This is a genomic window from Bacteroides intestinalis DSM 17393, from assembly GCF_000172175.1.
Taxonomy (GTDB): domain Bacteria; phylum Bacteroidota; class Bacteroidia; order Bacteroidales; family Bacteroidaceae; genus Bacteroides; species Bacteroides intestinalis.
The window spans coordinates 985,504-1,008,591 of record NZ_ABJL02000008.1 but is presented as its reverse complement, the minus strand read 5'-3'; the positions used below and the strand labels follow the sequence as shown (position 1 = coordinate 1,008,591).

The 23,088-nt window shown below is 39.6% G+C and carries 18 protein-coding genes; 11 read left to right on the top strand and 7 right to left on the bottom strand.

Features of this window, described 5'->3' with window-relative positions:
• Nucleotides 1-26: 26 nt before the first annotated feature.
• From BACINT_RS13500 to BACINT_RS13455, 10 genes are all read left to right on the top strand, one after another.
• Nucleotides 27-266, top strand: coding sequence for an NVEALA domain-containing protein (locus BACINT_RS13500; RefSeq protein ID WP_007664002.1), 240 nt, complete (start codon nucleotides 27-29; stop codon nucleotides 264-266).
• Nucleotides 241-1,311 (top strand): BF3164 family lipoprotein, encoded by a 1,071-nt coding sequence (locus tag BACINT_RS13495; RefSeq protein ID WP_007664000.1) that lies wholly within the window; start codon nucleotides 241-243, stop codon nucleotides 1,309-1,311. Before BACINT_RS13500 ends, BACINT_RS13495 begins: the two co-directional genes overlap by 26 nt.
• Before the next feature lie 704 nt (nucleotides 1,312-2,015).
• Nucleotides 2,016-3,176: a DUF4221 family protein gene (locus BACINT_RS13490; RefSeq protein WP_007663998.1), complete on the top strand. Its 1,161-nt coding sequence runs from the start codon at nucleotides 2,016-2,018 to the stop codon at nucleotides 3,174-3,176.
• Nucleotides 3,166-3,612, top strand: a complete 447-nt coding sequence (locus tag BACINT_RS13485; RefSeq protein WP_007663996.1) for a hypothetical protein — start codon at nucleotides 3,166-3,168, stop codon at nucleotides 3,610-3,612. The genes BACINT_RS13490 and BACINT_RS13485 overlap by 11 nt, the downstream gene beginning before the upstream one ends.
• A 78-nt stretch (nucleotides 3,613-3,690) precedes the next feature.
• Nucleotides 3,691-4,728 (top strand): phospholipase D-like domain-containing protein, encoded by a 1,038-nt coding sequence (locus BACINT_RS13480; RefSeq protein WP_044155043.1) that lies wholly within the window; start codon nucleotides 3,691-3,693, stop codon nucleotides 4,726-4,728.
• A gap of 82 nt (nucleotides 4,729-4,810) precedes the next feature.
• Complete coding sequence (locus BACINT_RS13475; RefSeq protein WP_118422818.1) at nucleotides 4,811-5,152, top strand: DUF1573 domain-containing protein; 342 nt, start codon at nucleotides 4,811-4,813, stop codon at nucleotides 5,150-5,152.
• A gap of 37 nt (nucleotides 5,153-5,189) precedes the next feature.
• Nucleotides 5,190-6,098: a signal peptidase I gene (lepB, locus tag BACINT_RS13470; protein ID WP_007663990.1), complete on the top strand. Its 909-nt coding sequence runs from the start codon at nucleotides 5,190-5,192 to the stop codon at nucleotides 6,096-6,098.
• Entirely contained in the window at nucleotides 6,095-7,777 is a 1,683-nt protein-coding gene (locus tag BACINT_RS13465; RefSeq protein ID WP_007663988.1) for an O-antigen ligase family protein, read from the top strand. Before lepB ends, BACINT_RS13465 begins: the two co-directional genes overlap by 4 nt.
• A gap of 8 nt (nucleotides 7,778-7,785) precedes the next feature.
• On the top strand, nucleotides 7,786-8,223 hold the full coding sequence (locus BACINT_RS13460) for a helix-turn-helix transcriptional regulator (protein WP_021967994.1): 438 nt from the start codon (nucleotides 7,786-7,788) through the stop codon (nucleotides 8,221-8,223).
• A gap of 104 nt (nucleotides 8,224-8,327) precedes the next feature.
• A complete protein-coding gene (locus BACINT_RS13455; protein WP_007663985.1) occupies nucleotides 8,328-10,208 on the top strand; it encodes a hypothetical protein in 1,881 nt (626 codons plus the stop codon).
• Between the two features lie 15 nt (nucleotides 10,209-10,223).
• On the opposite strand, the gene BACINT_RS13450 is transcribed toward BACINT_RS13455, so the two are convergent.
• The 6 genes from BACINT_RS13450 to BACINT_RS13425 are packed head-to-tail and all read right to left on the bottom strand — an operon-like array spanning nucleotide 10,224 to nucleotide 15,528.
• The gene (locus BACINT_RS13450; protein WP_007663984.1) at nucleotides 10,224-11,387 is read right to left on the bottom strand and encodes a metallophosphoesterase; all 1,164 of its coding nucleotides are present in this window, start codon (nucleotides 11,385-11,387) and stop codon (nucleotides 10,224-10,226) included.
• Nucleotides 11,375-12,001, bottom strand: a complete 627-nt coding sequence (locus tag BACINT_RS13445; RefSeq protein ID WP_007663983.1) for a hypothetical protein — start codon at nucleotides 11,999-12,001, stop codon at nucleotides 11,375-11,377. Before BACINT_RS13445 ends, BACINT_RS13450 begins: the two co-directional genes overlap by 13 nt.
• Nucleotide 12,002: 1 nt before the next feature.
• Nucleotides 12,003-12,488, bottom strand: coding sequence for an RNA polymerase sigma factor (locus tag BACINT_RS13440; RefSeq protein ID WP_007663982.1), 486 nt, complete (start codon nucleotides 12,486-12,488; stop codon nucleotides 12,003-12,005).
• Nucleotides 12,489-12,548: 60 nt separating this feature from the next.
• Entirely contained in the window at nucleotides 12,549-13,385 is an 837-nt protein-coding gene (locus BACINT_RS13435) for a vitamin B12 dependent-methionine synthase activation domain-containing protein (protein WP_007663981.1), read from the bottom strand.
• A 15-nt stretch (nucleotides 13,386-13,400) separates the two neighbouring features.
• Nucleotides 13,401-14,747, bottom strand: coding sequence for a dihydroorotase (locus BACINT_RS13430; RefSeq protein WP_007663980.1), 1,347 nt, complete (start codon nucleotides 14,745-14,747; stop codon nucleotides 13,401-13,403).
• Nucleotides 14,748-14,775: 28 nt separating this feature from the next.
• A complete protein-coding gene (locus tag BACINT_RS13425; protein ID WP_044155254.1) occupies nucleotides 14,776-15,528 on the bottom strand; it encodes a polyprenol monophosphomannose synthase in 753 nt (250 codons plus the stop codon).
• A gap of 97 nt (nucleotides 15,529-15,625) precedes the next feature.
• Between BACINT_RS13425 and mfd the strand changes: the two genes are divergently transcribed.
• Nucleotides 15,626-19,018 carry a transcription-repair coupling factor gene (gene mfd / locus BACINT_RS13420; protein WP_044155253.1) on the top strand — a complete coding sequence of 1,131 codons (3,393 nt, stop codon included), beginning with the start codon at nucleotides 15,626-15,628 and terminating at the stop codon, nucleotides 19,016-19,018.
• Nucleotides 19,019-19,022: 4 nt separating this feature from the next.
• Here mfd and BACINT_RS13415 read toward each other — a convergent pair whose 3' ends face one another.
• Nucleotides 19,023-23,000 (bottom strand): hybrid sensor histidine kinase/response regulator transcription factor, encoded by a 3,978-nt coding sequence (locus tag BACINT_RS13415; RefSeq protein ID WP_007663975.1) that lies wholly within the window; start codon nucleotides 22,998-23,000, stop codon nucleotides 19,023-19,025.
• Nucleotides 23,001-23,088: the final 88 nt, after the last annotated feature.

Genomic DNA, 23,088 nt, shown 5'->3' with positions numbered 1-23,088 from the left:
TGAAAAAACAATAAAAAGTATGATTTATGAAAAACAGAATTAAAAAAAATCTGGTAATTGTATTAATAGTAGTTGCTATTGTAAGTGGATATATTGTAAAAAGTCAGCCATCATTGGAGGTGTCTCCTTTATTTTTAGAAAATGTGGAAGCTTTGGCGAGAGGAGAGTCTGAAGGGGGATATTGTTTTGGTATTGGAACTGTCGATTGCCCGTTTAATCATACTAAAGTAGATACTTATTATGCTCCGTATAGCTTACTTTATTAGTATCCTCTTTTTTCTTCTTTCCTGTACTTCCCAATCAACTGTCTCTATAAATAATGGATATGTTGATTTCCCTGAAGTCCGGGAACTAAAAGCAAAGACAATACAATTGGATACAGCCTTATTCCGCTACCCCTTCCGGGTGCATGCTTGGGACAATAAAGCTGTAGTGCTGGATTTGCATGGAACGGATCATTATTTTCATGCATTCAGTTATCCGGAATTTCATTATTTGTCTTCTTTTGGAAAAAGGGGAGATGCACCCGAAGAGATGCTTTCGGCTGAAAACTTCCGATGGGGTGAAAAATGCTTGTGGACATTGGATGCAAATAAGTCGGAATTAACAGAGTTAGGGTTTGCTTTATCCGGCGACACATTACTTCGCCAAGAAGTGGTGAAGCTGGATAAAGATATCCTCCGGGCTTTAGATTTTATAATATATGAGGACTCCACTTTTATCATTCCTGACTATACAGGCGATAACCGTTTCTGTCAAGTCAGTTCAGAAGGAAAGTTGTTACGGAAGTTCGGGGCAATCCCTTCTGCCAACGAAGAAGCTTTGGCGAACTCCCGTCCTGCATTGGCACAGGCTTGGCGTAGTTTTATTGACTACAACCCTCGTAAGGGTGTGTTGGTTGCTGCTACCCAGTTGGGTGAGGTTCTGGAAATCTATAATTTGAAGGATAGCACGCATGTTGTCTGCACCGGTCCGCATGGCGAACCGGAGTTTCAGGTCGCAGAGGGCTATGGTATACCGACAGGGATTATGGGTTTTGGCGATGTACAAGTGACGGATAATGCTATTTATGCTGTTTTCCAAGGGAAAAGCTTTAAGGATATTATGGAGAGCGCCAAGCAGGGAAACAAATTACCGGATGGCGGACAATCTATTTATGTGTTTAGTCTGAGAGGGGAACCGCTTCGGAAATATGTGCTGGACCATTATGTTCATGGCATTTTTGTTGATGAACAGAGAGGGGCTATCATAGCTTTGGATGTGAATATGGATGAGCCGATATTGGAATACAGTATTAACTGTATGTTTTAATTGTGAATTGGTATGTTTTTGATTCTGTGCTAAATATAATTTTATCGGTGTATTAATGTCTGTAATCTATATTGTAGGAAAATGAATATTATGCGTAAAATGAAGCTGTTATTTACTGTAAGATAAACTCTATATCGGAATTGGTCTGAGTAGAGAATGTTTAATTTTAATATTTTATAATTATAAGAAGATTTTTTAAGTTTTTTGTGGTGGTAGTTGTTGTAGCTGTTAGTGCAAGTTTAGGTGTTTCAAAGAATGATGTTCAACATCCTGTTCTTCCATCACCTCTTGTTGAAGTAGAAGCAAGTGCAGCTTGTGAAACAAGTTCTAGTAGTTCGTTGAATTATGGACATTGTGTTTCAGACGTTAACAACAAACAAGAGTATTGTGCATCAGGGAAGGGTACGCCTGAGTGTAATGCGACGATTTAATCGTCCGATGAGAACTTTAAAGAAAGTGGTTGACATATATTTTCTTTAAAGTTCTTGTTTGGATGCAGAAACATGTAAGTTACTGAAGATTCTAAACCATTAATTTGTTTTTAGAATTTTTGCTCAGAGTCAGTCATTAGAAAATTAGAATCCTCTTTTAGCATATATTGCCAAAAGTAAGAATATGTGATATATATTGCAACTGACTTATAAAGGTTTTGTTATGGAGGACTCTAATGGCTGATTTACATTAACGGTTAATTGAATTAGAATATGCTAAAGTGTATAGTATTATGTTTAGGGTTGGGATTGTTGTATTCCTGCTCTTCTGGGAATAAGAAGCAGTTCTTAGTTCCCGATATTAATATTGAAGAAGCCGATGACATTGTTTTCGCATTGGATGATTCTACGGTGCAGAATATGGAATATTTACAATTATTCCAACGTAATGATTCTGACATATTAGCTTTTACAAATGAATATGACAATGCAATAGTCTTTTATGATTATAAGACAAGAAAATATCTAGGACGAACAGAGTTTGCTAAAGAAGGGAATAATGGGATTGGAACTATTTTTTCTTTTTATTATTTAAATCAGGATTCTATATATCTGTATAATTTTACTACTTATTCTTTATTCCTAGCGAATGCAAGGGGTGAGGTTGTGATGAAGAAGGATTTACATACAATCCCTAATTTGTCGAAGGACTCCTTATTTTTCGCTCCACAATTATTTCCGCGAACGAATTCACCATTAAGAAAAATAGGAGATGAACTACTGATTGCAGGCTTTTTTATGAATGAACAGGCTGGTGAAAATTCTGTAAACCGTCCTGTTATGGCGCATTATGATTTATCCAGAAATACTTTGAGATTTTCTGATAGTTATCCTTCCATGTATCATAAAGGAAACTGGGGAGGCGATTTTACTTATCGAAATCCCTTTTATACGTTGTCTCCAAAGAATGAGATTGTATTGGGATTTGCTGCCGACCATAACATCCGGGTACATGGGAAGGATGAAATGGAGTATCATGAATATTATGCAGGGGTAGGTGGAGACTTCGAAATTACTCCAATAGCAAAGGATATTGCGATGAATACAATAGCACGAGAAATTGTTAATCGACATTATACCAGAACTTTGAGTTATCAGGCTATAGTGTATGATAAATACCGAAAAGTTTATTATAGGTTAGCTCTTCTTCCTGATCCGGATATAGATATTAAAGTTGGACCTATCAGGAAACCTATTGAAATTGTAGTCTTAAATGAGCATTTTGAATTAATAGGGAAAAGCGCTATAAAGAGGGAGCGTTATTGGATAAATCAATGCTTTGTAAGTCCAGATGGATTTCATATTCAAATAGAGGCTGATAATGATGATGAATTACGGTTTAAAACCTTTGTTTTGGGAGATTATGAAAAATAGAATTTTTGTGTGTTTATTATTTATAATGAGTATAATACTATGCAATTGCTCTACAGAAGAGAAAGAATATGCGGAAACCGTTGTTACAACTTTGAAAAAGAATGATGTGAATCTTACAGAATATTCTCATGTAGTTGTTATTCCAAATGTAGGATGTGGAGGCTGTATTTCGGAAGCAGAACATTTTTTTCGTGAGAATAAAGCGCAAGATATATTATTTGTCTTTACTAAAATATCTTCAGAGAAAAGTCTGCGATTAAGATTGGGTAATATGATAAACCAAAAAAACGTTCTGATAGATTCAGAATGCATATATGCTTCTCAAAAGGAGGAAATAAATGTATATCCGGTTATTATTGATATAAGAAATGAGAATAAATATACATGGCGTTTTTTGGACCCTGGTGTTAGTTATGAGACAATTTTAACTTATTAATTACATGGAAAGGAGATAAATGTAATATTTGTATGATATAATGTACTCATCTCTCCCATTTATAGTTAAACTACTGTCATGAGAAAAAGTATCAATTTGATTCTACTGTTTTTATTCGTTTGTTCTTGTTCTAATCGACATAGCAAGAACATTGATGTCCTATTAATGGCATCGGTTGAGTTGAAAACCAAAAGAGTTAACCAGTCAGAAATAATAGCAAGGGGAGCTTTTCCGTTTGTTATGGTCGATTCTATGTTTTTCCTGTTTAATGGAGACCCGTCTTCCGGTGCAGTTGTTTTAAGGGAGTCGGATGCATCAGAAATTGCGCAGTTTCTGACGAAAGGAAATGGATTTGGAGAGTGTATAAATGCTGGCTATATGGGGCGCAGCAAAGATACTCTTTTCATCTACGAAGCATCAACTGTGAGGAAGATGACTTATTTGTTTTCCCTTTCAGGTGATAGCCTGAAATATGAATGTATAGAAGATGTTCGTCCCCAAAATGGTTCTGAATTTTGTTATGCTGTGCATCGTTTAGATAACGGTTTATCTGTGGGAGGCCGATTAATAGGAAAAGATCATCTGTTTGTATTGTTAGATGAAAATTTAGATACAATTACTACTTTTGGGAAAATACCTGTCGAATATACAGGCTCTAATATTACAACATTTACAGGTGATTTGCTGGTAGATGGTAATACGGTTTATTATGCGAGTAATAATTTTACTTATATGGCGGCTTATGAAATATCTAATAGAAAACCTATAGTGAAGTTTGAAAAGATGTTCGTCCCTCCCGTTCTTCTGAATTCAGGAGATAGAATATCTTTTAATAAAAACAAACATTTGGATGGTTTCCTTGCTCTAAAATCTTATAAAGATTATCTGTTTGCAACTTATTCAGGGAAACCAAAAGCAGAGTTAGATTTGAATGGATCTTCTGCTTTAGTCCCTACCACGATATTGGCATTTGATAAATCGGGCAATCCTTTAGCTAAGTTTACAACTCCATATAAAATCAGGAGTATTGCTTTTACGGATGAAAAGATGTATTTATTGGATTTGGATTGCAATATTGAATCCATTAATATGGATGAAGTGTTGAAATATTTATAGATGAAAAGTATATGTTGCATTTGCTTGATATTGAAATTCATTGCTGATAATAAACGCTGAAATTGCAAATCGTTTTAGGATTATGAAAATTTCTTTTAGTGCATACATGGTTATTCTTATTCTATTTTATCTGAAGATTAAAACCACCATGTTTTTTGATCATTTTGATTGGCATAAGGAACAGCATGCAAAGTTTATACTGACGAATACAGGAAAGGATCTTTTGATGATATATGATGTAACGACTTCATGTGGCTGTACTGAAGTGGCTTATTCAAAGGAACCTACGCGTCCGGGCACTTCTGTATCATTGAATGTCACTTATAAAGCAGAGCATCCCGAACGGTTTGATAAATCCATTACCGTATATTGTAATGCAACATCTTCACCGTTGCAACTGAGGGTAAAGGGAGAAGCTGAATAATCTTTTTTGCAAGAACCGGTAAACGAACAGAGTGAAAATGACGAAGAATAAATCCCATAAGAAAAAAAGCTTAGGTTGGTACCTGGATCTGGCACTGAATCTGATACTGCTATTCTTCGGATTAGTACTGGTCTGGATATTGCTTCAAGTGACCTGTATTGCTACATTCAAGATTCCTTCTGACTCGATGGAGCCTGCCCTACTTGACGGAGACAATATTCTGGTGAATAAATGCGTGATGGGAGGGCGTCTGTTCAATGTGTGGGATGCTTTAGGAGACAAGGAAGTAGACATATACCGTTTACCCGGATTGGGCAAGGTAAAAAGAAATGATGTATTGGTTTTTAATTTCCCCTACTTGGAGCAACGTTGGGACAGTATCGCATTCAGGGTAATGAAATATTATGTGAAGCGTTGTGTTGCTTTGCCCGGTGATACATTTGAAATAAGTAGGGGGCATTATAAGGTACATGGCTATACCTCAGAATTGGGCAATGTGGAGTCACAGGATAATTTGATGCGGATTGTTGAGCGTGGTCGGGAAGTGGACTATGGAATTGTGATGAGGGGTTATCCTTATAGTGATATTGTGGATTGGGATATAATGAATTTTGGTCCTTTATATCTCCCGGCAAAAGGCGATGTGATAGAGATGACTTCCAAACATGTTGCTTTGTATCGGAATGCAATAGAATGGGAACAGAAAAAGAAACTTTTGTTACGTGGAGATACGGTTTTGTTGAACGATAGTGTAATACACACATACCGTTTCAAGGAGAATTATTATTTTGTGGCAGGTGATAAGGTGATGAACTCTCAGGATTCCCGCTATTGGGGCTTGTTGCCCGAACCTTTTATTGTAGGGAAAGCTGTCAGGATATGGAAGTCTGTAGATAGGAATACGGATAAAATAAGGTGGAACAGGATATTTAAAAAGATAGAATGATAAAGTTGCAGATACATACAGTAAAGGATACCGTGACTGCTTGCCTGCTTTTTGTGGCAGTCTGTGCTCCATTAGGGGTAGTGCGGATTATTACACCTGAACTGCCAGCCGAGGAAGCTATAGGGCAGTGGGTATGGTTCGGAAAAGCTCTCTTACTTTCAAGTATTTGTATTCTCATTGCAAGTTTATTGCAACTGATGGGGAAAGATACCCGGAAGCATGTATTGCGTTTCTCCTATTTCTCTGTTTGCGTGTCGTGGGGATTCATGTTGTGTGGTGCTCTTGAGGCTATTGGAGGATTACGTCAGCTGTATGGTTTTGCCGCTTCCGGTCATTCGCGTTATGCGCTTACAGGCTCTTTCTTCAATCCGGGACCGTATGCGGGGTATCTGGCAATGGTATTGCCTGTTTGTCTGCATTTGTATTTATGTATTTCTAAAGATAAAACAGTTATTCATTATTTGGAAAAGGGGATGATTGCCCTAACCGGTATTCTTATCCTCTGCGTATTGCCCGCTACCATGAGCCGTTCTGCATGGATTGCTGCCGCTGTGGGATGTGGCTGGGTAACATATATGCATCGTGATAAACGCAGGTGGTATGTTTTGTGGGAAAGATATAAGAGGCGCTATGTATTATGGGGAACAGGAATTTTCTTTGTTCTGATACTGGGAGGTGTCGGGGCTTTTGTTCTGAAACCGGATTCTGCGTTAGGGCGTCTGTTTATGTGGAAAGTAACCTGTAAGGCGATAGCCAATCATCCTTGGGGGTGTGAAAAAGGTTTTGCCTTTGCTTATGGTGAGGCGCAGGAATCTTATTTTGAGCAAGGGAATTATGCTGTATGGGAAGAGCGTGTAGCGGGTAGTCCGGAGTATGCATTTAATGAATATCTGTCGCTTGCCTTGACAGAGGGGATTGCAGTTTGTGTAGTGGTTGTGGTGGTGATTGGAATGTGTCTGAGAATGGGCATGAAACGTGGCCGCTATGGCATTTGTGGTGCAATCCTGTCTTTGCTTGTTTTTTCTTTCTCCTCTTATCCCATGCATTTTCCGGCATTTGTGGTAGCCGGTGTATGCTTGCTTCTTGCTTGTGGAATAGGTGATGTCATTGGTAAACCTTTCATTCTTTGTGTATGCCTCACTTTATGGGCAGGTGGATATATGGAAAAGTGGCAACAGGAAAAGGATGCTTGTGGGAAATGGATGTATGCACGTATGCTGTATCACTCAGGCGGCTATAAGGCAGCCAATGAGGCTTACGAGAAACTTTATCCGGTATTGAGAGGTAGAGGGGCATTTCTGTTTGAGTATGGACACAGTCTGCATAAGTCCTTCCTGTATGGTGATTCCAATAAATATCTGGAAGAGGCTTGCCGATACAGTTCCGACCCGATGGTATTGAATGTCATGGGCAAAAATTATCAGGAACAACATTGTTATGAACAGGCTGAGAAGTTCTTCTATAGGGCTATCCACCGTTTGCCCGGCAGGATTTACCCCTACTATCTGTTAGCCAACCTTTATGCGGAACCGGATTTTTATAAACCCGACAAGTTGAAGGAAGCGGCAGACAGTGTACTGACTAAAGAACCTAAAGTACACTCAACTGCCATAGATGAAATGCGTAGTGAGGTCAGGGAGATATTAAAACGAAAAGACAAATGTGAAATAAAAAAATGAAATAAGCTATGGATACATATAACGATAATTGGTGTTCTTGCTTGTTGTTCAGGAATAAACAACTGACTAAAGAATTGAAGCGGTTTGAAGACTTTTCTACTCTGTCCGGTTCTTCTTCGCGTATGTTGGCTTTGAGTCAACTACTCAAGCTACATCTGACTCCTGCCTATGGAATTATAAGGAATGAATACGAATGGCAGAATTTATTTGCAGTGATTGATTTGCTTTATGGTGATGATTGGCTACCGGCTGATCTGGAGATTACCCATTTGAGCTTGCAAGAATTGAAGTTGTGCTATCTGGTGCGTGCCCGGTTAACCAATAAGGCTATTTCTCTTCTTTTCAATATTACTCCAAAGTCTGTACTGAAAGCAAAGCAGCGTATCAAGATGAAGCTGTCTTTATCGGGTACAGATAGTTTTGATGAATATATACAGCGGCATTGAGACTTTTATATCGATTGAAATCTCTATATTATTATCTAAATAATGACAGAATTATGCATAGGAACTTTTTTCTGATAGTTGTATTTTTATCTCTTTTTTCATGTATGGGTACTGTAGACCGTTTGGAATGGGCTTTGACCTTGGCCGGTGAAAATAGAACAGAGTTGGAAAAGGTACTTCAATACTATAAAGATGATAGTCTTAAGTATAAGGCAGCATGCTTTCTGATTGAGAATATGCCTTACCATTATGGTTATGAGGATGCGCGGCTGGATAGTGTGAAGGCTGTACTGGCTACTGCTCCGTTGGGAGATGGGTATATTCCGGATAGTGAGAGGAAAAGAAAGTGGAAGTCTTTTAATTATAAATCATTGCCCATATTACAGGATGTGCAGCGAATGACAGCTGCTCTTTTGATAGAGAATATAGACGTAGCCTTCGAAACTTGGAATAGGGTGTCTTGGGCTAAATACTATTCGTTTGATGATTTTTGTGAATGGATATTACCATATCGTGTGGGTGATGAACCTTTGGAAAGTTGGCGGAAGGCTTATTATGATCATTACCATCCTATACTGGATTCTCTTTATCAGGGTGAGAATATCCTCGAAGCTGCCGATGCTTTGAATAAATTCTTGAAGTATGAAACCCCTTTTTCTCCTAATTCAGATTTTGATTTACCGCATTTGGGGGCTAAATATCTGTTGAAATACAGGTTGGGCACTTGTAAGGAGACGACGGATCATACAGTATATATATTCCGGTCGTTGGGTTTTCCTGTGGGGATAGACGAATATCTGTATTCTCCTTCCAATCAGAATTCACATGTCTGGAATATACTTAAAAACACGGATGGAAAACCCCTTTCCTTTTGGTACATGGATTCCCGTGATCTGGCAGTCGGAATGACTGATGGACGTAAAAAGGGGAAGGTTTATCGTATGCAGTATGGAATTCAAGAGGAGAAATATCAGGGAGTATATAAGGATAATAGTACTCCTTCAGTGGTTCGGAATCCTTTGTTGAAAGACGTGACAGAAGAATATTTCGGGAGCAATGAGTATCCAGTTAGGATAGATGGGAAGGTTAAAAGTAAATTTGTGGCTTTAGGAATTTTTACACCTTTCGGTTATGTTCCGGTGGACGTAGCTTTGCGGGATGGTGATCAGGCTATTGTGAGGAATATTGAGCCGGGAGTCATCTACCAGCCTTTGTGCAATGAGAAAGGGCTTTTCCAGCCATGTGGTTATCCGTTTATGATAAAGGATGATACGGTACGGACTTTTGTCCCGGATATGGACAAGAATGTTTCTCTGTCTATTAAACGAAAGTATCCATTGCAGAATCATATTCTTGAGTATATGTCGTGGATGACCGGTTCTAAAATAGAAGGAAGCAATGATATAAATTTCCGCAATAAGGAAATTTTGTATTGTATTGCGGATACACCTCGGGTGAATGTAAACTTTTATCCATCCCATCCTTCACGCCCTTACCGTTATGTACGTTTTGTTCCCCGTGATGGTTGGCGTGCGGAGGTTGCAGAGTTGGCTTTTTATGAGAATATTCATGATGATGTGGCAATTTCTTCAAAGGCTATATTAGGTTGTCCTCCTGTTGATGGCAATCCTGCACATGCTATGGATAAAGCGAATGATGGTGACTGGCTTACATTTTTCTTTTCTGAGGAAGCAAATGGCACAGTAACGTTTGATTTACAAAATCCTACTTGGATCAGGAAAATATTGTTTGTTCCCCGTAATGACGATAATTTTATTACGCCCGGTAATAGCTATGAACTTTTCTATCAAGATGGTGTGATGGGCTGGAGATCACTTGGCAAACAGATAGCTACTACCTATGAATTGATTCATACGAATATACCGGAGGGAGCTTTATTGTGGTTGCGTAATCTTACTCGGGGCAAAGAAGAACAAATCTTCTATATTGAAGAAGGTAAGCAACGTTTTGTTGGGTATGAATGAAAATCTTATTACGTATTAGTTACGCAACGTCAGCACCGTAATTTCGGGCCATGCTCCAAAGCGAAATGGCAATCCGACATAGCCGATGCCTATATTGACATATAATCCCCGGTCTCCTTCTGTGTACATTCCTCTCCATTCGGGATAAATCAGTGAAGCGAGTGAATGACCGAACATAATGGCTTGCATTGCATGAGTATGTCCGGCAAGCATCAGCTCAATGTCTGTGTCTGGCAATACTTCCCGCCGCCAATGGGTAGGATTGTGGCTCAACAAAACACGAAACATGCCGTCTGTTCCTTCAGAAGCCTTCTTTAAGTCGGCAAATTGGGAAAAGGGTGGTTCTCCATCATTTTCCACACCAATAAGGGCTATACTATCTCCCTGATGGTATAATGTAGTATGTTCATTATTCAGTAGTTCCCATCCCATTGCCTTTTCCATACGCACCAGGTTGTCAATGTTATTCACCTGTTCTTTCAGGTCTTTCCAACGGTAGTAACTTCCGTAATCATGGTTACCCAAAATAGAATATACTCCATCTTTGGCATGCAGTTGTGACAGAATATTTTGAAAACCTTCCAGCTCACAGCTGCGTTGATTCACCAAGTCACCGGTGAACACAATTAAATCAGGTTTTTGCTCATTGACCAATTTTACCAATTCATGGATAGGCTTTTCATTTTCTATCCAGCTGCCGATATGTATATCAGATAACTGTACGATGCGGTATCCGTCGAATGCTTTAGGTAGGTTCGGGTGATGGAATTCTATTTCTTTTACTTCAAACTTACTGATGCCTACCAGTGTGCCATAAAGAATATTGAAGAAACTGGCTACTCCCAGCACCAATCCTACGGCTGTAAATGGCGAACGGGGCCAGCGCAGTAGATAATGGAAAGGTAATCCCACCAGTGAGCATATCATAAATATCGTTTTGGGGATGGCAAACAGGAAAATGGCAATTGCCAGTCTTCCAATGGCCTGGGCATGGTGTGCCATTGCATTTTCACCTATGCCTTGCATCAACAGAAAGTAACCTGAAATTAATAAGAGGGTAGGTATCCAGTGGATAATACGTAACCAGATGTTTTTGGTTTTCCGGATAATGTACATAAAATAGATGTACGCATCAGGGATCAGTAGAAAAAGGATAAGGAGTAAGGTTATTCTGTGCATATATCTTCTAATTCTTCTATATTCTTCTTGATATCGTTAAGATGTTTATAAGCTACTTTCTTGTATAACAGGTAAATGATGGCAACATCGCAGAGCACAAAGAATGCGATTAGGGTAGCCTGGACGCCAAAGGATGCCTTATAATATCCCATCACCCAATAATTAAGAACATTGAATATAATTACCCATACGGTAATGGCGATAATCTCATACCTTGTCCATCGGCGGAAACTGGCCATGCGCTTACTGACAATAGCTACGGGCATTTCGTCAATCCTTGTGTTCCTTATCCAGCGATAGTTTTTATGATCCCACCAGATACCTATCAGAATACTGATTCCAACAAAGATTACGAGTGTATTAATCTTAGGTTGCCATTCTTCGGTGATTTGAAAAATGGATGGCAATAACCAAATAACCAGAAGGAGAGCAAGCCCTACTACTCCGATGCCTATGGAGAAGCGCTGCCAACCCGTAAGACGCCCTATGCTTTTGCGTGCATTTGCCTTATATTCGGCAATCATGCCCGCAATCTGCTTTTCGTCGGCAATCGGCTCTTTCTTCAATTGCTCGTCCAGCGCGTTCCAAGATTTCTTCAGTTCATCCAGTTCCATATTATTCCTCCTTGTTCATTTTTCTAAGTTTGTCCTTAATCCGGCTGATTTTGGTAGCGACGTTTGTTATTGTCAGACCGGTAATTTCAGCAATTTCTTCGTAGCTTTTTTCTTCCAGGTAAAGCAGAATTATGGATTTTTCCAGTTGTCCCAATCGGTTGATCATCCGATAGAGTTGCTTTAACATGTTTTGTGTCTCGTCCAATTCTTCCATCCGGTCGGAATCTTGACTCAAGGTCACGATTTCGGGGATGTTCTTTTCTTTACGGATAAAGCTGATACAAGTATTTAAAGCGATGCGGTAAATCCATGTGGAGACTTTACACTCCCGTCGGAACTTGGGATAGGCCCTCCACAGATTGAGTACAACGTCCTGATATAAATCGTTCAGGGTAGCATTCGGCGTAGTATACAAATAGCACACTTTGTATATGACGCGTTCATACTCCCGTATTACGGACAGGAACTCTTGTTCTACATTCTCCATCGTCTTTTTCTTGCTTCTTGAATTGCTTTTGTACTGTTAGTCGCAAAGGAAGTCGGATAATCACAGGTTTGCAGCCAAAAATTTTCTGATTTCCTTTACGGACATCTTCCTGCGTCGTGCATAATCTTCCAGTTGGTCATTACCTATCTTGCCAACAGCGAAATAGCGTGCAGCCGGATGTGCCAATATCAGTCCACAGACTGTGGCATGCGGACGCATAGCTCCATTCTCAGTCAGAGTAATACCTATTTGCTCCATATGAAGCAAGTCGTTCAATAGGAAATTAACAGACTGGTCGGGCAGGGAGGGGTAGCCTACGGCAGGTCGTATGCCCTGGAACTTTTCTCTCAACAAATCCGGAATAGAAAGGTTCTCATCTTTAGCATACCCCCAGGCAACCTTGCGTACGTATTCATGCATCTTCTCTGTTGCTGCTTCGGCAAGCCGGTCGGCAAGTGTCTGCACCAACATGCGTTTGTAGGTATCGTTTTCATATAGAAGTTCCACTTCTCCGTCACACGATGCAGCAAAAATACCTACCGTATCAGGAATACCTGAAGATAGCGGACGTACAAAGTCGCTAAGACAAAGAAAGGGACTGCCATCCGGATGTGGGATCTGCTGGCGGAGTAAAGGAAAAAGCTTTCCATCCAGTATCAGATTATCTCCATCGGCATTGGCTTCACATAGACGGAAAATAATGTGGACATGATAATTTTTATCCAGTTGGTTGAGCATCTGGTTTGCTTCCTTAAACAGCTGCATGGCTTCAGCCGCTTTGGCACGTTCTTTTTCCTTGGGTTGGAAACCCCATGCATGAAAGAAATATATCCAGTTGATATATGGAGCAACCTCGTGAATGGTATACGTCAATACCTTATCCACTGAATTATTCATCGCTAAATTTTAGTATTAATAATCGAATCTCAGTTCTTCACCGCGGTAAGTATCATCTACTTGACCGTCACTATATATCAGATGTCCGTTCGCAAATGTCTTTTCTACTTTCCAACGGAAAGAATTACCTTCGAGCGGACTCCATCCGCATTTGCTGAGTATATTCTCAGTATTGACTTCCCAACGTTCGCCATGACTGACAAGTACGAGGTCGGCCTGATAGCCTTCGCGAATATAACCGCGATTGCAGATACCATATATCTGGGCAGGGGCATGACACATTTTCTCAACAATGGTTTCGATAGAAAAAATGCCTTTTTCCGCCAGTTCAAGCATACTGACCAAGGAGAATTGAATCATTGGCATACCCGACATTGCTTTCAAGGCACCACCTTCTTTCTCGCTGAGCAGGTGAGGTGCATGGTCGGTAGCAATGACATCGATAACTCCGGTGTTGACTGCATTCCGTAAGGCATCGCGGTCAGCTTGTTTCTTAATGGAAGGATTACATTTGATGCGGGTTCCCAGTTCTTTATAATCCTGTTGGCGGTATAGCAGATGTGCAATGCAGGCTTCGGCTGTAATATGTTTATCTTCCAATGGAGCATCACTGAACAGTTGCAATTCTTTTGCAGTAGAAACATGCAGCACATGCAAGCGTGCACCGGCTAGGCTTGCCATACGTATAGCAAGTTGTGATGAGGAATAACACGCTGCTACAGAACGTATGTTGGGATGTTTGCTGATTGGGATTTCCGGTGCGTTACGGAACATTTCCTTGTAATATTCAGTATTCTTTTTGATAATCTCCTGGCTCTCGCAATGAGTTGCAATCAGCATATCTGTTCCGTTGAAAATGTTCAGCAGACTGTTACTTTTGTCTACCAACATATTACCGGTGCTGGAACCCATAAAGAGTTTGATGCCGCATACACGATGTTTGTCCAGCTTACTGAACTCTGTGTAATTATTATTGGTGGCACCGAAGTAGCAGGAATGGTTGACAATACACTTCTCATTCAAAAGATCGAATTTCTGTTCAAGTGCATCAAGAGTGGTAGTCAATGGCTGTGTATTCGGCATGTCCATGATGGAAGTGACACCACCGGCGGCGGCGGCACGGCTTTCGGTAAAGATATCCGCTTTATGGGTCAGTCCCGGATCACGGAAATGTACATGGTCGTCAATGATACCCGGAAGCAGACAGCAGCCGGTAGCATCTATTGTTTCATCACAAGGGGCGGACAGTTCTTTGCCATAAGTCAACACCTCGGCAATCTTTCCGTTTTCAATTACTATGGAACCTTGCACAGAATGTCCCTCGTTAACTATTGTAGCGTTATGTATCAGAGTTCTTTTCATCTTCTGCTAAATCATTTATCGTTAATCACTAACCATTTTTCACAGCTTTCGGGTACTTGTGAAACCAACTATGTACTTTCAATTTGATAACCCCGAAGACAGCTTCTCCAAAGATACTACTGTTCATTTTTGAAGTGCCCAGTTCACGGTTGATAAAAATAACCGGGACTTCTACTATCTTGAAGCCGCATTTATAGGCAGTGAATTTCATTTCAATCTGGAAAGCATAACCTTTGAAACGGATACCATCGAGGTCGATTGTTTCCAGTACCCTACGACGGTAGCATTTGAACCCGGCTGTTGTATCTTGTACAGGGATACCCGTAATAAGACGCACATACTTGGAGGCAAAATAGGACATCAATACACGTCCCATGGGCCAATTTACCACATTGACTCCGCTGATATACCGCGAACCGATGGCAACATCGGCACCTTCTTCGGCACAAGCTTTATATAGACGGGGAAGGTCAGCCGGATTGTGGCTGAAATCAGCATCCATTTCGAAGATGTATTCATAATCATGTTCCAGAGACCATTTGAACCCGGCAATGTAGGCAGTACCTAACCCTAATTTTCCTTTCCGCTCTATCATGAATAAGCGTTCGGGAAACTCTTGCTGCAACGTTTTGACGATGCTGGCAGTGCCGTCAGGCGAGCCATCTTCAATGATAAGGATATGGAATACTTTTTCCAAGGCGAAAACGGCGCGGATAATATTCTCGATGTTTTCCCGTTCGTTGTATGTGGGAATGATAACGATGCTGTCCGATGTCTGCATATTCATAAAAGGGGGTTCTAATTGGGAACAAAGTTAAGTGTTTTCTGTCACATACGAATAAATCTAAGGATTATTTAGTAATTTCGCGCCCGTTATGATGACAATTACCGAGCTACAACAACGATATGCCACTCACTCCAATGTGGAAGCTATAAGTGGCCTGCTGAAGGATCCGTCTGTCCGCACCCTTTTTTGCGGGGGGCTGTGTGCCTCTGCCGCTTCATTGTTTTCATCCGTGCTGGTGCAACGCGGAGAGTTTCCTTTTGTTTTTATTCTGGGCGATCTGGAAGAGGCAGGATATTTTTACCATGATTTAACACAAATACTGGGAACTGAGAAAGTTTTGTTCTTTCCTTCTTCGTTTCGTAGGGCAATAAAATACGGGCAGAAAGATGCGGCCAATGAAATTCTGCGTACAGAAGTGTTGAGCCGCTTACAAAAAGGAGAGGAAGGACTTTGTGTTGTGACTTATCCCGATGCTTTGGCAGAAAAGGTGGTTTCCCGGAAGGAACTGGGAGATAAAACTCTGAAATTGCATACAGGGGAAAATGTGGATACGAATTTTATTACGGAAGTCTTGCGTAGCTATGGTTTTGAGTATGTGGACTATGTCTATGAACCGGGGCAGTATGCTGTACGTGGTAGTATCATTGATGTATTTTCTTTCTCTTCCGAATTTCCATATCGTATAGACTTTTTTGGTGATGAAGTAGAAAGTATTCGTACGTTTGAAGTAGAAACGCAACTTTCTAAAGAAAGGAAAGACAGTATTGTTATCGTGCCGGATTTGAGCCGTAGTTTGGAACAGGGGGATGCAAGCGGTATGGTTTCCTTCCTGGATTTTCTGTCGGCGAATACTGTATTGGCAATGCGTGATCTGCTTTGGCTGCGTGAACGTATTCAGACTGTACACGATGAAACACTTACCCCACAAGCGATTGCTGCCCGCGAAGCGGAAGAAAGTGGTTGTATTACTTTGGATGGAAAGCTGATTGATGGAAGTGAGTTTACGCTTCGTGCGTTGGACTTTTGCCGTATGGAGTTCGGTAACAAACCAACCGGGACACCGGATGCTACAGTGACATTCGATACGTCTGCTCAACCTATATTCCATAAAAACTTTGATATGGTGGCCGAAAGCTTCAAAGAGTATATGGAGAAAGGGTATACGCTTTACATCTGTAGTGATAGTATGAAGCAGACTGACCGTATTCGTGCCATTTTTGAAGACAGGGGAGAAGAGATTGCTTTTACAGCTGTAGAGCGCACGTTGCATGAAGGTTTTGCCGATAATGCCTTGCGGCTTTGCATTTTTACGGATCATCAGTTATTCGACCGTTTTCATAAATATAATCTCAAAAGTGATAAGGCACGTAGTGGCAAGGTCGCTCTGAGTCTGAAAGAGTTGAATCAGTTTACACCGGGAGATTATGTGGTACATACCGATCATGGTGTGGGACGCTTTTCCGGATTGGTGCGTATTCCTAACGGTGATACAACGCAGGAAGTGATGAAACTGGTTTATCAGAATGAAGATGTAGTTTTTGTTTCTATCCATTCATTACATAAAGTTTCAAAGTATAAAGGAAAAGATGGTGAGGCTCCCCGTTTGAATAAATTGGGTACGGGAGCTTGGGAGAAACTTAAAGAGCGTACTAAGACCAAAATTAAGGATATTGCCCGTGACCTCATAAAATTGTATTCTCAGCGTCGTGAGGAAAAAGGTTTTCAGTTCAGTGTGGATAGTTTCTTGCAACGGGAACTGGAAGCATCTTTTATTTACGAAGATACACCAGACCAAAGTAAAGCAACGGCGGATGTAAAAGCGGATATGGAAAGTAACCGTCCTATGGATCGTCTGGTTTGTGGAGACGTGGGGTTTGGTAAAACAGAAGTGGCAGTTCGTGCTGCTTTTAAAGCTGTGGCGGACAATAAACAGGTAGCGGTTCTGGTACCTACCACCGTGTTGGCTTACCAACATTTCCAGACGTTTAAAGAGCGTTTGAAAGATTTGCCTTGTAGGGTGGAGTACCTGAGTCGTGCCCGTACGGCAGCTCAGGCAAAAGCGGTCGTAAAAGGATTGGCGGCAGGTGATGTGAATATACTTATCGGTACACATCGGATTTTAGGTAAGGACATACAATTCAAGGACTTGGGGTTGCTGATTATTGATGAAGAACAGAAGTTCGGTGTATCCGTTAAGGAGAAGTTGCGCCAGTTGAAGGTCAATGTAGACACCTTGACCATGACGGCCACGCCTATTCCGCGTACATTGCAGTTCTCATTAATGGGGGCACGTGACCTGAGCGTTATTCAAACGCCTCCTCCAAACCGTTATCCTATTCAGACTGAGGTGCATACCTTTAATGAGGAAGTTATAGTGGATGCTATCAACTTTGAGATGAGCCGGAACGGACAGGTATTTCTTGTAAATAACCGCATTTCTAATTTGCCTGAATTAAAAGCGATGATTGAACGGCATATTCCGGATTGCCGTATAGCCATCGGGCATGGACAAATGGAGCCGACCGAATTGGAAAAGATTATTTTCGGCTTTGTCAATTATGATTATGATGTGCTGATAGCCACTACAATTATAGAGAGCGGCATTGATATTCCGAATGCCAATACCATTATCATCAATCAGGCACAGAATTTCGGACTGAGCGACTTGCATCAGATGCGTGGTCGTGTAGGACGAAGCAATAAGAAAGCATTCTGCTATTTGTTGGCTCCTCCGCTTTCTTCCCTGACTCCTGAAGCAAGGCGTCGTCTGCAAGCTATTGAGAATTTCAGTGACCTGGGTAGTGGAATTCATATAGCCATGCAGGATCTCGATATTCGTGGTGCAGGCAATATGCTTGGTGCGGAACAGAGTGGCTTTATTGCCGATCTGGGTTATGAAACCTATCAGAAGATACTATCAGAAGCTGTACATGAACTGAAGACGGATGAATTTGCAGATCTTTATGCCGAAGAACTGAAAGCAGAGGGGGGCGTCATCAGTGGAGAGCAATTTGTAGATGAATGTCAGGTAGAGAGTGATTTGGAATTGTTGCTTCCTGCCACTTATGTTACGGGTAGTAGTGAGCGTATGTTGCTTTACCGCGAATTAGATAGTTTGACGTTGGATAAAGATGTGGAGGACTTCCGTACTCGTCTTATAGACCGGTTTGGTCCTATCCCGTCAGAAACGGAAGAACTACTACGGATTGTACCTTTACGCCGCCTTGCTGCACGTCTTGGTGCAGAGAAAGTTTTTCTCAAGGGAGGACGTATGTCATTGTTCTTTGTTTCTAATCCGGATAGCCCGTATTATCAGAGCCAGGCGTTCGGTAAAGTCATTGCTTATATGATGAAATATACCCGCCGTTGCGATCTGCGTGAGCAGAATACCCGTCGTAGTATGTTGGTAAAAGATGTGAAGAATGTAGAAACGGCTGTTAGCGTTTTGCAGGAGATTGTGGCGATGCAGGTGGAGGAAGGATAATTTGCTATGATGTGCCATTCTCATTTATCTTTTGTTTATACTGATTAGGTGTCATTCCGGAAAATTCTTTAAATCGTTTTATGAAATAGCTGGTAGAACTGAATCCCAATTGCATGGCGAGTTCTGTAATAGAGATATCCGGTTGTTGTTCAATTCTTCGGTAAGCTAATTTAAGTTTAATGTTTATAATAAATTCGTTAGGTGTCATACCTGTTATTGCTTTTATTTTCGTGAAGTATTTGGTACGTCCTATACAAAGTTCTTGTGCCAGGAAATCAACACTGAATACAGGATTTTCTAGGTTATTTTCAATTAGCTCGATAGATTTATCTAATAAAACTTGATCTAATGTAGATGTGGCAATTAATTCACTGCTGGAATTGCTTTCTTTAGCATATTTTTGTTGTAATGTTCTGCGTAGATTGATTAAGTTATTACATCTGACAATCAATTGTTTAATGCTGAAAGGTTTGCATATATAGTCGTCTGCTCCAATTTTCAGACCTTCAATAATGTATTCAGAAGCTGTTTGTGATGTTAATAAAATGATGGGAATGTGAGAGGTCTTTATATTGTTTTTTAATTTCTGACATAACTCTGTTCCGGACATCTCCGGCATAACAACATCACTGATAATGATGTCGGGTATAACAGAGAGAGCTTTTTCATATCCTTTTTTACCATTTTCTGCTGTTTCGACATTGTAGAGGTCAGAAAAGACTTCTGTGAGTAGTTGCCTGAGTTCCTGGTTATCTTCTATAATTAATAGCTTATAATGCTTTTCACTATTTTCCTTTCTTTCTTCTGTTGCTCCTCCTTCCTGTGTATCTGTGGAGATGAAACCAGCTACATTAAGCTTGTAATCTTCTATGATAGGCAAATTTTCCTGAATATTGCTGGGAGGATATTGGATATCAGTAGGCAGTTGTATAGTGAAACAACTACCTTTTCCTTTAATACTTTTAACTGTGATTACTCCTTTATGGGCCTCTACTATATTTTTTGTGTAAGCCAAGCCGATTCCAGTTCCGATATTATTAGTGAAACAAGTATTATCTGTTTGGTAAAACCGGATGAATATATTTTCTAACTCTTTGGCATTAATGCCTACACCTGTATCTGAGATTTCCAATGAAACTTTCATGCTTTCATATTTTAATCGTACGAAGATATTGCCATTTTCTGGAGTAAATTTGAAAGCATTGGATAACAAATTAAATAGTGCTTTTTCAATTAACTGCTTATCAAAATAGAAAGAAATATCATCTTGTCCGGCAAGTAAAGTTAGGTTTATTTTTCTTGTTTGTGCATACTCTTTGAAAGAGTCTACCACATTATTCACTATGTCTATTAAATTATAATAGTTTACCTTTAAAGGAGTGAAACCCTGTTCTTGTTTTCTGAATTCCATCAGTTCTATGATGAGTTGATTTAATCTGGTGATGTTTCTCCAAATATTCAGTAATTTAGTATTTAGCTTTGGAGGTATATTTTTACTCTGTAATAATAGTTCGACTTGATTGGATATAAGTGTTAAAGGTGTTTTGAATTCATGAGATATGTTAGTGAAGAAACGTAGTTTGCTTTGATTGAGTTGCTCCATATTTCGCTTCTGTTCCTTTTCTATTTTTAGAGATGAACGTAAGATGATTACTTGGTATGCTTCGTATAGTAATAGAATAGTTAATAGAACATATAATATGTAGGCTAGAGGGGTTTGATAAAAAGGAGGATTTATTATGATATCGAGTTTGCGCTCCGGAAATTCTCCATTGGCCAAGGCTACATCTCCTTGAATATATAAGATGTATTTATCTGGTGATAAATTGGTATAGTTTATTTCATTTAAACTATTGGTGCGTTTCCATTCTTTGTCAAAAGGTTCCAGTTTATATTTAATGCCACAGGTAAAAGAGGCGGCATAGTTATTGGTATATGCTCTGATTCCTATGGCATGCTGATCATAAGGCAATTCAATCCTGTTAGTGTAAAGAATGGATTGCTTAAGTGTTTTTCCGCTTGAGTCTACCTCCAAGGGAGTATCATTGACGGAGAATTCAGATATACCTACTTGATAATGCTCTGGTTTGTTGAAAATTTGCTTTAAAGGGAATGAACAGAACATATTGATTCCTCCTAAATAGACATTATTGTTTCGGTCCAGAAATAAGCAGTTGCTATTTACCTGGAAAGTAGATAAGAATCGGTTTTTATCAATATTAGTAATTTCTTCTTCATTATTTATATAAATGAGTCCTTCATTGGTAACAATAAGAATACCACCATACTTATCTTCACACATATCTATAATGTCTTTCATTAAGATGGCATCTGTGGCAAAGGGTTCTAATTCTGCTTCTCCTTTTCTTTTCCGGAATATTCCATGTCTGGAGGTTCCTATTAAGATATCCCCATTCCGATTCTCAATAATCTTGTTGACTATACAGTTCTCCGATTTGCGAATACAAATATGCTGCCATGATTTATTGAGCAGGTTGTAGCAAAGTAATTGATTCTGAACAGCAATCCATAGTTGTTTTTGGGAGTCTAATAGGATGGTTGTCACAGACATTCTCTGTAAATCTATCTGTTCTGAAGAGAGGATGGTACTTTTATTTGTATGAGTATCAAATATACTGATGCCGTTATGCGTAGCTATGATAAGGGAATCATTATAAGGGATAATTTCTCTGATGCTATTGTTGTGTAATACGTTTCTGAGAAATACCTGAGTGGATTGAGTTTGCAGATCATATTTTTTTAGTCCGCCAAGTAATGTTCCGATCCATAGGATGTTTTTGGGTTTATCCAGATATAAGGTTTGCACGTTGTCTGTGAATGGTAGCTTTTTCAAAGCTTTGGTGTGTGTATTGAAAAAATATAATCCGTCTCGTTCTGTTGCCATCCATAAATTCCCTTCATTATCTTCTACTGTTTTTCCGAAGATTGCATGTTTAGATGGGGAGGATGGCATTATATCTTTAGTGACAAAATGATAGGAGAATGTACTGTGCTCCGGGTGAAAGCAATTTATTTCACCATAAAACGAACCGCTCCAAATAGTTCCTTGTTGATCTTTCATTAAGCAATAGATAGATGCATCATTTAGGGTATAGGCATTTTCGTTAATAAACTCATATTGGAGGAACTTTCTTTCTTTTTTATCATATTTATTTAATCCATTGAAAGTGGCAATCCATAAGTTACCTGCATTGTCTTCGCATATAGATCGTACAATGTCACTTGATATGCAATTATTGCTGTTTTCTGAATAATTATAATTTTTGATATTTTCATCACTATCTATGAGGAATAATCCGTTCCTTCGGGTAGCGACCCATATCTTTTGTTCTGAATCAATGTATAATTGGCGTATCTGGTTGATATTCGCTAACATCTGTTTTGTGTCTTTATTCCTTCTGATAAGGAATATACCGTCGTCTCTGGTGCCTATGTACAGATTTCCTTTGGATGTTTCAGTGATGCAATCTATAATGCAAGATTCCTTTGGTAACTGTAAATGTAGTTTTAATATATTGTTCTTCCATTGGTAGATTGTATTTTTATACCCTATCCATAAGCAAGAGTCCGAATAGTACATGCATTGTGAATAAGGGGTTATTTTACGGAAATGATCTTGTTTTATGTTATACTCTATAATGCCTGAACGTGTCTCTATATAAATATTGCCATTTTGATCCCCCGTAATGGAACGTACCAACTCTTCTGCATCGGGAATGTCATTATAAAGTTTTTGTATGAATTTCATTTGAGTTCCATCATATCTTACTAATCCTCTTTTGGTACCAAACCATATCATTCCGAACTCATCCTGATACATGGCATGAATTGTCGACTGATGCATTCCTTTATTAATGGATATGTGCGATGCATGTAATTTTATGCTGTTATCTGCATAAAGAGATGTACTGAATATATTTCCTATTAGTATGTAAAATGTTAACAGTATGACGTTTCTCATAGTATTTTTATTACTGATTGTGGTACAAAAATAATGCTTAGCTTTTAGATTCGATAATACAATCGTTCAAATAATAGCAATATTGTCC